This window comes from Fibrobacter sp. UWB13 (assembly GCF_900177805.1).
GTDB lineage: Bacteria > Fibrobacterota > Fibrobacteria > Fibrobacterales > Fibrobacteraceae > Fibrobacter.
In genome coordinates this window covers 1057586-1070435 of sequence record NZ_FXAX01000001.1, presented here as the reverse complement: position 1 = coordinate 1070435, position 12850 = coordinate 1057586, and the positions used below count along the sequence as shown (strand labels likewise).

The following is a 12850-nucleotide window of genomic DNA, read 5'->3' as shown; positions in this document are numbered from 1 at the left end:
TTTGCCTGACTATATAATTATTATACTTGCGATATGAATATTAAAGATGCCGTTTCTTTCATGTGTGACCTCGCCAAGGGCGAAGCCGAACAGTTCGATGTTATCGCTTCTAACACCCATTCCGAAGGCTTGTCCGTCTTCCAGGGGCAGGTCCAGAGTACTGAAATTTCGGATTCTGTAGGTCTCGGGGTCCGCGTCATCAAGGACGGTCGTCCGGGTTACGCCCATACGGAACGCCTCACCGACGAAGCCTTGCGCCAGACGCTCAAGGATGCTCTTTGCCACACGCAGTGGACCGAAAAAATCGACATTACGCTTCCGCAGGCTATTGAACTCCCGAAGGGCGAACCGAACTACAACCCGGCGCTCGAATCGCTCGACCTTGCAACGGTGAAGGACTTCTGCATCGAGCTCGAAAAGGCTACATTCGCAAAGTCCAAAGAAATCGAGAACATCCCGTACCTCGGTGGCGACATCGAGCATGACTATTCCATTGTCGCAAACAATACGGGACTTTTCTACGAAGCCCGTTCGAACTGCGCTTCTGCGGGTGCAGGAGCTGTCGCAAGCCGCGATGGCGTCAAGAAACTTGGCAACTTTGTCAAGAACGGTCGCAACTGGAACGAATTCTCTGTCGATGAAATCGCAAGCAAGACCGCCGAATATGCGACGGAACTCTTTGGCGCAAAAAAAATCGAAAGCGGCAAGATTCCGGTGATCCTTTCGGAACGCGTTTCTTCTCGCTTCATCGGCATGTACACTCGTCCGTTCTTTGCCGAAGCCATGCAGAAGGGACAGTCTCGCCTCGACGGTAAGGAAGGCGAAAAGATTGCCAGCGATGTGTTCTCGATGTGGAACGATCCGACCGGCGAAATGTTCGAACACAAGAGCTATTTTGATTCCGAAGGTTGCCCTACCAAGCGCGTGAAGGTCATCGAAAATGGCGTGTTCAATTCTGCACTTTACAACCTCGAAACGGCTGCAAAGGCAGGCCGCGAAACGACCGGCAATGGTGACCGTGGCTTTGGCAGCAAAATGTCGACGAGCTTCTATAACTTGCTCGTGCCGCCTGGAAGCATGACCGCGATGGAACTCCTCAAGCTCTTCCCGAAGTGCCTGCTTATCGTACGCCTGGAAGGCAATTCCGGTTGCAGTTCCGTGAGTGGCGAACTCAGTATCGGGGCGCACGGCTTCTGGTGCGAGAATGGTGTTATCCAGCATCCGGTGGATGGCGTCACGCTCAGCGGTAATTTCTTCGACATTCTCAAGAACATCGTGGCGGTCGGTAACGAATACCGCGACCCGTTTGCAAGCTACAAGGTGCCCGCCCTCGCTTTGAGCGAACTCAGCGTGAGTGCTTAAGGCTCGGCTCTTCGGCTGGCATCTTGATGAATATGGCAGGCTTTTGCCTGCCTTTTCTATATACAGAAATGCTGCAAGGTCGAGAATCCGGAGGTGGCCAAATTCAGGTCCTTGCAGCACTATGTTTGAGGTGTCAATCTTTTTTACGCTTGCAGGCTTAGCTCGTCTGGGATGACAAACGAGGCTTGCTGCCTTTTCGCGTTTTCAATCAAGTCCTTGATATCCTTGACAATAATCCCGCAGGCGATCATCATCGCCTTCAAAAATTCTTCGATGGCGTGGCTCAAGGCATTCCCCTTGACTAAACCCACGTGGTTTGCGTTACCCTTGTCGATGAGATTTTTGAGAAGTTCTGGAACAGGCTCCATTACCGGTTCGTCGCTTCCTGTCGCAAAACGCGATGTCTTGAAATTGTATTCGGCAGCGTGTTCTGCGTAGAGGTCTAGCAATGTCACCGAACGCTTTGGCGAATTTTGCGGTAAAACCGCTACTTTGAGCTTGCTTTTTAGCTTGGTTGCCTTTAATTCGGAGGCGGCAGCCCTTAAAAGCTTGATGACTGTCGCTTGCCGGAGGTTTATGCCGGAGACGTCCTTGTAAATGAGGACCATGGCCAAAAAGACGAGGCCGGAATATGGGCATAAAAGCCTTGCCGCCTGCGGTTTATCGATTATTTCGATAATTTTGTCTATTATCGTCATTTTGGTCCTGCACTCCGTGAAAAGCATAGACCAAAGATATATTCCCCATGGGTTATATTGCAATAGCCCATTTGGGTAGTTTTATGGGTTATTTTTGCACAAAAAGGTTCTGGAGGTTGTCCATGAACAGCTTTTGTATCTGCGGATTGACCCCTTTCAGGATTTGTTCGAGGTACGGCTTGTCAAAATCCGGGTGTTGCTCGTAGAGTTCCTTGATTTGAACTTCGCTTTCGACCTTTTTACCCAGTTTATTGTTGCAGAAAATGATAAACAGGCGCAAAACGGTCGCTTTGGGGGTGTAAAGCAAAATCTGGTTTGCAAGGTTGATGCATTCCTCGTACTTGCCCTGTAAAAGCAGGATGAACGCTTTGCCTTGCTTGATGGAGGTTTGTGCCGCAGTTGCTGGAATCAGGCGCTCGCATTCGTTGATGAGGTTCAACGCGTTTTCGTTCTGGCCAATCAGCATGTAAATCTGGATAAGGATGGTACGTGCGATGATCGTCTGCGGGTTTGCCTCGATGACCTGCTTGAAATAAGCAATTGCTTCGCTCTTGTTGCCGATAACGATGTTGTAGAACGCCATGACCATCTGGGAATAGATGGAGTAGGGGGCGTTGAACATGGTCTTGCGGGCGATCTCGGCGAGCTGCTTTGTGTAGGCGGCGGAATTGCCCCAGTTGTCAAGAATCGCAATATAGTAGACCAGCGCGAGCGTGTATGCCGCCTGTTCGCTGTAGATTTCGCCAGTGGCAAGAGGCGTGAGCATGTCCTTGCAGTAGTTGAATGTTTCCTTGCTGCGGTTTTCGAACTTGATGTTGCAATGCGCGGTCGCGTACCACCAATAGGGAATGGGACTTTGGGGAGTATACTTTATATTGGCCGTCGCAAGCACGATGTGTCGGAACAAAAGCATTGCCGCTTTCTGGGCAATCTCTAGAATGTTGTCTGAGCTGATTTTGACAGAGGTTGTCCAAAGTATTTCGTGTGTCGAGCCAATTCTGATAGATAAGAATAAAGCTTCGTCTTTGTCTTCGGCGGCGGAAACATCAATGGAAAATGCGGGTTCTACGGTTGCTTCGGCCGTGTCTGAAATGCGAAAAATATGGTACTGATGGAGCGATTCTACGAGCGCGTAGTAAAGCCCGTTGGCTTTTGGAAACGCAGAAATGTCGTTTTTCTTGAGAAAAATGATGTTGAGGTCTTTTTTGATATCGTCGCTAAAATTTTTTTCGTCGGCTTTTGTAGAAACGGCCTCAGTTCTATTTGTAACTTCGAGAATTTTATAGATGTTGGCGAGGTGCGCTTTGACGGTATTCGCCGAAATATTCAAAGTCTTACAAATTTCGTTATTGGTGAGTCCCTTGCGTAGTAGAGACAATATCTCTTTTTGGCGGGATGTTAACTCAGATTGCTTATTTTGCTCAAACATGGCTATAATTTAATAAATGTGGGTTCTATTATTATGGAATATGCTGTAATTAATGTGTTATTTTTGTTACAAAAAGGTAAAGATGGCGCTTTAGGCTTAAAAAAACGCGTTTTTGAGCCGTTTTGGGCGGTTTTTGCTTCAAATTGTATTATAGGGCTGTATCATAACATGATACGTATAGTATTTAGCTATACTTTTTGGATTTTTATGAGGCCTGTTTTGCCTTTGAATATGTTCTTTTTATGGCTGTTTGAAAACTTTTGTTTACTTAAATTTGTCTTTTTGTGAAAAATGTTGTTCTAAACTTCGTTTTGTGATAAATTTCTTCTAGCTTGTCTGCTCGATTACAATATTTTGTCTTTAAAAAAAACTGAAAACTAGAAAAATAAATTTTACAATTTACAAAACGCTGTACATATAATTATATTGCGGCGATGGGTGTATGTGATGCAGATAAACTTATAATACATAAGGGAATTTGTATAAAATGTAAGGGATGCTAAAAATGTTTGAGGTGTTGAAATTTATGCCAAAGAAGCATGCTCTTGGCAGTTTTGGATTGTGTCGTAAAATCTGCATGCGACAATCTCTTATGCCGAGAAAGGAGGTTGTTTAGTGGAATACGCAAGAATTGTAGATGTATCGCTTTGTCACGAATATTATAATGGGAGTTCTTGTGGCTTTAAGGTTCTCGCTTCTCCCGAGACCGCTGAAATCTTAAAAAGGGAAGAAGCCTTGTGCCGTATATACGACGGAAAAGTTCGTATAATGGCGCCTGCAGCTGCTTTTTCGCAAGAGACGACGCTTTTCTTTTACGTCAAGGCCTCCATTGCCGAAGTCTGGAACGTGACGAACTTCGATTGCATTGCGCATGACGAGTTTCCGGTAGCCGTGGTTTCTGGAAATGGAACGTGTTTTGAAGGGCGCAAGAAGGATTCCATGCCCGAATTGCAACGAATGTTTGGCGTTATTTTTGCACTCGAACTCCATTTGACTCCCCGCAAAATGTTGACCTGCACCGTGAAAGTTCCAACAAAGAAATTGAGGTGGTGTTACTGCGTCTCGGGCAGTTTTGCCGAGCGTGACTTGCAAATAAACGATTCGCTGAACGGCGAACATCCTGTACAGTTCGATTGTGTGGAAAAGTCCCCGCGTCTATCGCTATATGTGTCGCGGACGGAAATCCCGATTGTAAGCGGGGCGCCTCCACGATTCCAGTTGCTCGATTCTGCAACATCGAAAGTCCTTGTGAAAAGCCTCCCAAATGCAAGTGCCAAATCGATTGCCAAGGCAAGCCTCGATGATGGCTCAAGGGCGATTGTCGCTGAATGCTTTGTAAATCCGTGATTTTGTTTGAGAAATACTATATTTAGTATGTTCGTATTTTTGATAGGAAGGGAAATCCCATGAAAATGAAGTATTTCTTTGCGAGTCTTGTTTTAGGACTTGCTTCTGTTTTGTCGTTTGCAAATGAATCGCGAATGGGTTACTACACGATTTCTCCCGAAAAAGTGGAAAAGTATGCAGAACAGGATTTGCTGAAAGATACCGCTGCGGTGTTTGATACGCTTAATCAGCAGAAGGCTTTTAAGTATGAAAGTCGCTCGCAAATGGCCGAAAAAATCAACGAAAGGTTTAAGGCTTATCCTCAGCATCAGAAAATTGTAAATAACTTCATTCAGACTTCGTGGACGATCCGAGAGGATACCGTTACAGACGTGATGGGAATGCTCAATATGCAGGCCTTTTTGGATGATAACTCTATCGATTCGTTGAAATGGTATATCGTTGATGATGCTACAAACCAGATGGTGTTTTCTCAACAAGCGTATGATTTTGTAAAACAGATGCAGGAAACTGCATTTTTGGATTCAATACAGCTTCATCGATACTTCAAAAATCTCTTGGCATCGAGTTTTAATCTTTGTAGCGGAAAAGTAAATGATTTAGACGAGTATGTAAATTCCACTCTCGAGTCTTTTTTTTCTGAGAAGAGAAAGAACCTTGTAGATTCCATAAGAAATGTTCAGAGCGAAAAATGCAAAAAAGAAAAAGATTATGGCGCATGTATGGAGAAAAAATGCAACATGCGTCAGATATATAGCAATGTGGGGAAAATAATAGCTTCTGATGTTAATCGTGAAAAGAGATTTATTGATAGATATAGTGGCCGAATCTGCTCGGATGATCTTTGGAAAAAATCTTTCGATAGGCTTGATTCTCTTTATTCTCTTTACTTTAAGGAAGTCGTAGACTTTTCGCTTGATAAGGTGTACAACAATGATGATGCTTCGATAATTTTAAACGGCAAATTTAGTGGAGCTAGCCATAAAGAGGAATTGAATGGCGAAATCGTAGGTTTTTATCCGTACTGGTATGCTGGTGATACAACTAAATGGGTGGACTTTGAAGGGATTACTCGACTTGCTTATTATGGTCTGAAGGCTGATAATAACGGCTCTCTTGTGACGCCTTCAGGAAAATCTGCGCTGACGCATTTTGACGAAAAAGATAATTATGAATTTGTCAATGAAGCTCATCGCCATAATGTAAAGCTAGATTGGGTTGTTCTTAAAGATGATTGGAAAAATGTTAGCTTAGAATCGTTCTTTGCTAAACTTACTGGTGAAATTGATGAACTTTTAAACAAGAAAATTAATTCATCTTTCCAGCGTTTCGTAAACGCGGTTACATTCAATACCGATGAATTGGAAAATCGTGGTGATGGTGTAACTTTATTCTTTAAAAATTTCCCGAAGGATAGTAGTAGCACATCGAAGTTTAATAATTTCTTTGGTGAATTGAAAAATAAGCTTGCTGAGAAAAACGAGTCTGTTTATGTAAATTTGATGATGAATCAATTCGATTTATCTGTAGATAATCATCAGTTGATTGCTGATACTGTGGTGCAGGTTTTGTCTAGCGGAATTTATAGTTACAATAATTTCTTGAATCTGCTCAAATCTGAAAAAAATGAAACTAAAAATTACTTGTACGTTGTGCTGGACGAACCTGTGTCTCGGAATAAACAGATTCTCTTGAATGATATGAGTTTGCAGTTGGACGGTCTTGATCGTCGCAATGTGTTAAATTCTTTGGTTCCTGTCGTTTGGTTTGATAATGTTGGATGGGATAAGTTTAGTAACGATGCCTTGTATTATAACGACTCGTATTACAACTTCGGTGTAGGTCCTTACGCCACGGATATCTCTGCAAAGGATTCTTGTGTTGTAGGAGGAAATCTCGGTGCATGCATGCTCAAGTATTTCGAAAATGAAAATGGTGATGGCTCGCGCCAAGGAAAAATTGCCTCCTTCGTCTGTATGCATCGTTGGGGAATCCGCTTTGTCTGCTTTGTTGCATGTGTATTATTAGTTGCTAGTGTAGCGATTGTTGTGGTCATGGTGCGCAAAAAGAAAATGTAATCCCGATAAATTTTATATCTTTTACTTCGTGTGCACAATAGCGTTGCACCGTGAAGGAGTTTATGGCTAACTTAAAAATGTATATCGACAAGGTAAAGAGTCGAACTTATCTCGAAAAACAACGTAATTCCATTACCGTGGACGATGTCACGATCGATTTCCCGCTCATGTTCGATGGCAACGGCAAAATGTATTTCTTCAAGCTCGACCGTTACGTTTATGTCAAGGGCACGCGCTACACCAAGGCTGATGGTAAGACTCGCGACTTTTTGCTGACTTGCCTGTTCAAGCGTGGCTTTATGTCCGATGGCGCTTCGGCTCCGTCTTTTGCCCAGTTTGTTGTCCCAGATATCAAGGCCGGTAACGATGTCTACAATTCGGCTCCGTTTATCCACGATGGCTTGTACATGTGCAAGGGCGTTATCGATGGGGCAGACCTCACTCGTGAAGAATGCGACGATGTTCTCCGTGGCATCTGGCGTATCGCTGGCATGAGCCGTCTGGTGGCAGGTGCTGCAGACCTTGGCATCCACGTTTTTGCTGGCTCTTCGGACCACTGGGGCAATGACTCCAACGATTGCAAACACTTGTTTAAGGCCAAGTTCGAATACCGCTAAACATCTCGTCATCCCGAACGTTTTTCGTCGTCCTGAACGAAAGTGAAGGACCCGGTTAAGTCTAGAGTGCCCGCCCGGTAAATAAACCGAGCGGGCATCTCCTTTTATATGATGTTTTTTTATTGCAAGCTCGTGATAGTGGCCTGTTTTTTTATTTATTTTATGTAAGTTAAAAGGAAGAATTTTGGGTATGAGAAAGTATGTTTTGAAATTAAAATTAAAACTGAAAGCGATATGGGCTTCCGTCGAGGGCTTTTTCTCGCGGTCGAGGAATATCCTTTTGTTGATGCTCGTGGGCTTGCTTCTGAACGTCATCCCTGCCAAGCTTGCTATTTTCTTTGGAATCCCCTTGTTTTTGGACTGCCTGGGCACCGTGCTTACGGCTATGCTCGGCGGTTACTTGCCTGCGGTTATCGTCGGCTTTAGTGTGAATGCTATCAACGGGATTGCTGAACCGGTCGCGATGTATTACGGCGTCTTGAGCGTCTTGATAGCGATGCTTGCGACTTTCCTTTTCCGTCGTGGATTCTTCCATACGATTTGGAAACTCCTTATAGTCATCTTGCTTTTTGCGTTGATTGGTGGCGGCATTGGCTCTATCTTTACTTACGCTTTGTATGGGTTCAATTTTGGCGAGGGCATCTCTGCGCCGTTTGCTATTGCGTTCCATGATGTTTTGCACTGGAATCGTTTTTATTCACAGTTTGTTGCCGATATCGTGATTGACATTTTTGACAAGAGTGCCATTGTTCTTTTGTCTGCTCTCATTTTCCGTTTTATCCCAAAGAACATCAAGGATGAACTTAAAGATGTTCAGTTGTTCCATCATAAAGGTCCCGAAAAGGTTTTTTCTTCGAAAAAAAAATCCTTGCTGAACAAGGTTGTAATCATGGTGATTATCGCGGAAGTCCTTTTGGGAGGGCTTGCGAGCATGATCGGCTTCTATTTGTATCGTGATAATTGTGTGAATAACTTTGTTAGTATTGCAAGGGGCGTGACCGAAGCTGCCTCTATAGCAATTGATGCTGAAAAGGTGGACAATTATGTAGCGCAGGGGTATGGAGTCGAGGGCTATGCGCATACTCGTGATGTTCTTGGTGGCATCCGTGAAAGTTTCCCGCAGACAAAGTACGTGTATGTGTACAAAATTTTGCCGGATGGATGCCATGTGGTGTTTGACCTAGATACGGATGGTGTGCCGGGCAGTGCTCCGGGTTCCTTGGTGGAATTTGACCCGTCTTTTGAACCCTATTTGCCGAAGCTTTTGGCTGGCGAAGAAATCGAGCCGATTATTTCGGATGACCAGTTTGGCTGGCTCCTCACGGTTTACAGACCGATTAAAAATGCGGAGGGGAAGACGGTTGCCTATGTGGCTGCCGATATCTCCATGGAATCCATTGTTCGCGACGAGGCCGTGTTCTTTATCAAGCTTCTGTCGCTCTTCTTTGGTCTTTCGCTGATTATCATGATGGTGATTATTGAAGTGATGAAGTATGGCTTTGTTGTGCCCGTGAACAAAATGTCTCATGCTGCTATGAAAATTTCTGGGGCTACGATGCGTACGGCGATGGCGTTTGAAATGGGCAAGCTCGATCTTTCGCTGATTCAAAATGCTGTTGCGTATGTGAATGACCTCAAGATTAATACAAGTGATGAAATCGGCCAATTGTACGACCATTTCAATTCGATGACCAAGGACACCCAGCGCTTTATTGAACAGGTGCGCGATCAGGTTCTTAGAATCCAGAAAATGCAGAACGTGATGATTACGGAATTCGCAGAACTCGTTGAAGCTCGCGACAAGAACACTGGCGACCACATCAAAAAGACCGCTGAATACGTTGAAGCGATTGCAAAGGAATTGCGATCCGAAGGCAAGTTCAAGGGTGTGTTGAATGATGGCTACATCAGTAAACTCAAGCAGGCAGCTCCGCTCCACGATATCGGTAAAATCGCGGTCTCGGACTTGATTCTGAACAAGAATGGAAAACTCACCGACGAAGAATTTGCCATCATGAAGAGCCACACGACAGAAGGTGGGCGAATCCTCAAGAAGATTGTGCACGATGCAGGCGACACGTTCGATGCGGGCTACCTCAACGAATCTATCGAAATGGCAAGCTACCATCACGAAAAATGGGACGGCTCGGGCTACCCCGAACACCTCAAAGGCGAGGAAATCCCGCTCTCCGCGCGAATCATGGCCGTTGCAGACGTGTTCGACGCCCTCATCGCCGAACGTGTGTACAAGAAGGGATTCCCGTACGAAAAGGCTATGGCCATTATCACCGAAGGGGCTGGCAAACACTTTGACCCCGTCATTGTCGAAGCGTTTACGCATATTTCCAAGAGCCTGTACGATGCCCGCACAAAGCTCGCGCCTGAAGCGGGCGAGGCTGCTGAAAATGCAGCTGGGAATGTCGTGGGGAATACTGGGAATGCGGCTGAAAAAGCAACGGAGAATGCCGCGCCGGGTGCCGCGAAACCTGTATAGAATGTCATGCTCGCCACCGAGCGGGCATCTCCATCTTGGAATCTAGAAAGCCTAGCCCCTTGCGGGACTAGGCTTATGTTTTGGGTGTTTGTTTTTTAAGTGTGTAAAAAATAGATATCAATATCACGTATATGATGAATGTTTATATTTTAAATAAAATATACTGTTTTTATTTTATTTTAAATTTTATTGTTTAATTTGCCCTAATTTGAAATATTATACTTACTTTATATGTTAATTGGTGTTGATGAGACGTATTAATACAATTTTTTTTGTATTGTTTTTTTTACTTTTTTTCTTTGTATTCTTTTTGTTGTAAGTTTGCTATAGAAATTTTATTCCAAAATCGAATAAAAGAAGGAACTATATCAAAATGGCAATTAAAGGACCGATTGCCGTTGTTGGATAGTTGTTTATAAAATAAGGTCCATGGTAAAAAAATGAGTATAAAGACAACAACAAGAAAATATCAAAATAGAATCACATTGTCCGAACCCTTTGAATTTAAAGGCAATGAGGGGAATGCTAAGGTTTATAAGTACAACTACAGTTTGGGTGATGGAGATATTAATACTGGTGATGGCGGCAAGGTTATCTTCAGTGCAACAGCTAATATGTCTCAGATCAGTACTAGTTTGCTTAGATTGACTATAAGGTATCAAGTTTGGGAATCAAGCTATTTTAAAAAGCCTGGTAAAAAAAGTGATTGTCTTTATTTTACTGCAACAAAAGACATTGATATTTCACGTTTTAATAAAAATTTATCTCGTAAAGAAGGCAGTTCTACAATCACTACAGTAGAGACTGCTAGTCTGGTTGCTTGCCCAGAAGCTTTTTATACGGATTACTACAATACGAAAGATAAAAGACATGGCTGGCTCAGTATTAGTCCAAACTCAAAGCTGGATCCCGCATGGTATGGTGGTTATACTCCCACGAAAAAACATCAATCATGGATTCCTTTAGAAAATGATTATGGTGAATTGTTAGTTAAAATAGATGATACCGGTAGTGAACTTACAAAGGCCGGAAATATGGGTATTAAGGGCTTCTTAAGCATTCCGTTACAAATCTCTGGCTCGGAAACTACTGTTACGGTTGTTGATGATCAGGCTGCATCTGTAGGAACTTTGCCTAAATCGTATGGTTCGAATGATGTACTTTCTAAAATATCGGATGGTGTGATGGATACCCTTGGACATGGCTACGACATGTGTGTGGGTGAATATGCTTGTCCCGGTGGTTGCAAAGAGCCGATTATGGATGTTAAAGCATTAAATGCATACAGAAGAATTAATGAAGTTGAGGTTGATGAAGCTAGTTCAGTAGTTGAAGAAGGTAAAACTTTTGAAGAATATACCTCTGATATTTCTAAGAAACTTGAAGTTAAGGCTTCTGCAAGTGCTTTTGGCGCATCGTTGAGTCATCAAACGTCGGTTACATCTAAAAAGAATACTAGTGAAACAAGGACTTGTGCATTCAAGACTTCTCGTAATTCTATGCACCAGTATATGTATAGAATTGAAGGTTATAAAGATTCTGCTGTGGTATCGGCGTTCCTTAGCCCTAGTTTTTTACAGAAATTGGATCGTGTTGGCTATACTGCGGATAATCTTGTCAGAGAATATGGTACCCATGTATTGATGGGTGTCTATATGGGTTATCGTGCAGATTATAGTTACATGTATGACCGTTCCGTTTCTAAAGAAACAACGACTAAAAGTTTTTCGACATCTACGAGTTTCGAATTTAGCACAACGGGATTGCCTTCGCAGAAAAAATCAACTCCAGAAAAAACATATCTCCAAAAATTACAGGAAAAAGTTATAAACTCATCAAACGCACAGTTAATCAAGGAGTTGACTGTTGCAATAGACAAAGAAAAAAATAGTTCTACGAAAACAACGGCAAAACCGGCTAGTGATAAAACCGGTGATGCTCCTAGAGGAACGGGTGGCGCATGCTCTGTGTTGATGGAAGAAACTTCTACCACAACTTCTAACATTGAAACAGAAAATTCTAAGGTTGAAGTTAAAGTTGTTGGTGGTAATATTAACTACGGAAATTTGTATACTACAGATCCTAGTAATGAAAGCAAGTATGAAAGATGGTTGAATTCTTGCACTAAACCTATTTTCTCCGATTTTGTTCCTGGAACAATTATTCCGCTTCATGAAATTATTCCTGTTGGTCATCGTTTAACAGCTTCTATGGTAAAGAGTGCTATTATTAAGTATTATGCGGAAAATGGCACTACTTTTGCAGATCGTAAGTATAGCACTATGTATTTGCCATTCACTGAATACAGGGGGGGGAATGATTGCGTGAATTATGACAAATTGAATGGTGGCTCTTGTGATGGGGATATATGCACGCAAAAGAAGAAAATAACTGGATGGCAAATAGGTGTAGAACCTGTTAATTTTGATGATGGTTCGTTTATTGTTGCGTTGACTCTCACTGTATACGAAGGTGGTAAGGGTGCAGGGCGGAGCGTAATCCAACTTCGAAAAAAAATAGAAGTTCCTCGTCATTATATTTATCAAGCTGCAAATCAGCCTGTTATTAATGGTACAACGTACATTCGTGACGATGTATACGGAACTTATAAAGGAAAGTATCATGATTATATCGATGTGACCGATGTTATTAAAAAAGCAGGTTGCCAATTCATTGACACAGATACTTCTCGTGTGTATGTCAAGCTTGATGATTCCGGTAATGATTATGGTAACATAGGAGTTAAGTGCGTGCTTAAAATTCCGTACCTCTATTATTAATCGAAAGCATCTTCCTTTTGAAAGTGAAAAAAAGGGTGGACGAAA

The 12850-nt window shown here is 43.0% G+C and carries 9 protein-coding genes; 7 read left to right on the top strand and 2 right to left on the bottom strand.

Annotated features, from left to right (window positions below):
- Nucleotides 1-33: 33 nt before the first annotated feature.
- Complete coding sequence (locus B9Y77_RS04535) at nucleotides 34-1362, top strand: TldD/PmbA family protein (protein WP_085490633.1); 1329 nt, start codon at nucleotides 34-36, stop codon at nucleotides 1360-1362.
- Nucleotides 1363-1505: 143 nt separating this feature from the next.
- On the opposite strand, the gene B9Y77_RS04530 is transcribed toward B9Y77_RS04535, so the two are convergent.
- Complete coding sequence (locus tag B9Y77_RS04530) at nucleotides 1506-2060, bottom strand: hypothetical protein (protein ID WP_085491445.1); 555 nt, start codon at nucleotides 2058-2060, stop codon at nucleotides 1506-1508.
- Between the two features lie 88 nt (nucleotides 2061-2148).
- The gene (locus B9Y77_RS04525) at nucleotides 2149-3489 is read right to left on the bottom strand and encodes a LuxR C-terminal-related transcriptional regulator (RefSeq protein ID WP_085490632.1); all 1341 of its coding nucleotides are present in this window, start codon (nucleotides 3487-3489) and stop codon (nucleotides 2149-2151) included.
- Between the two features lie 18 nt (nucleotides 3490-3507).
- Between B9Y77_RS04525 and B9Y77_RS04520 the strand changes: the two genes are divergently transcribed.
- The 6 genes from B9Y77_RS04520 to B9Y77_RS04495 all read left to right on the top strand — a co-directional run bounded on the left by B9Y77_RS04520 (nucleotide 3508) and on the right by B9Y77_RS04495 (nucleotide 12805).
- The gene (locus B9Y77_RS04520; protein WP_139829259.1) at nucleotides 3508-3777 is read left to right on the top strand and encodes a hypothetical protein; all 270 of its coding nucleotides are present in this window, start codon (nucleotides 3508-3510) and stop codon (nucleotides 3775-3777) included.
- A 327-nt stretch (nucleotides 3778-4104) separates the two neighbouring features.
- Entirely contained in the window at nucleotides 4105-4836 is a 732-nt protein-coding gene (locus B9Y77_RS04515; protein WP_085490630.1) for a hypothetical protein, read from the top strand.
- 59 nt (nucleotides 4837-4895) lie between these two features.
- On the top strand, nucleotides 4896-6914 hold the full coding sequence (locus tag B9Y77_RS04510) for a hypothetical protein (protein ID WP_085490629.1): 2019 nt from the start codon (nucleotides 4896-4898) through the stop codon (nucleotides 6912-6914).
- Nucleotides 6915-6976: 62 nt separating this feature from the next.
- Nucleotides 6977-7531: a DUF1353 domain-containing protein gene (locus tag B9Y77_RS04505; RefSeq protein ID WP_085490628.1), complete on the top strand. Its 555-nt coding sequence runs from the start codon at nucleotides 6977-6979 to the stop codon at nucleotides 7529-7531.
- Between the two features lie 286 nt (nucleotides 7532-7817).
- On the top strand, nucleotides 7818-10025 hold the full coding sequence (locus tag B9Y77_RS04500) for an HD-GYP domain-containing protein (RefSeq protein WP_254899986.1): 2208 nt from the start codon (nucleotides 7818-7820) through the stop codon (nucleotides 10023-10025).
- Nucleotides 10026-10465: 440 nt separating this feature from the next.
- Entirely contained in the window at nucleotides 10466-12805 is a 2340-nt protein-coding gene (locus B9Y77_RS04495) for an MAC/perforin domain-containing protein (RefSeq protein WP_085490626.1), read from the top strand.
- Nucleotides 12806-12850 lie beyond the last annotated feature (45 nt).

Coding starts and splice junctions, on each gene's coding strand:
- B9Y77_RS04510 (WP_085490629.1), top strand. CDS start 4,896: ATGAAAATGAAGTATTTCTTTGCGAGTCTTGTTTTAGGACTTGCTTCT.
- B9Y77_RS04525 (WP_085490632.1), bottom strand. CDS start 3,489: ATGTTTGAGCAAAATAAGCAATCTGAGTTAACATCCCGCCAAAAAGAG.
- B9Y77_RS04530 (WP_085491445.1), bottom strand. CDS start 2,060: ATGACGATAATAGACAAAATTATCGAAATAATCGATAAACCGCAGGCG.
- B9Y77_RS04495 (WP_085490626.1), top strand. CDS start 10,466: ATGAGTATAAAGACAACAACAAGAAAATATCAAAATAGAATCACATTG.
- B9Y77_RS04500 (WP_254899986.1), top strand. CDS start 7,818: ATGCTCGTGGGCTTGCTTCTGAACGTCATCCCTGCCAAGCTTGCTATT.
- B9Y77_RS04505 (WP_085490628.1), top strand. CDS start 6,977: ATGGCTAACTTAAAAATGTATATCGACAAGGTAAAGAGTCGAACTTAT.
- B9Y77_RS04535 (WP_085490633.1), top strand. CDS start 34: ATGAATATTAAAGATGCCGTTTCTTTCATGTGTGACCTCGCCAAGGGC.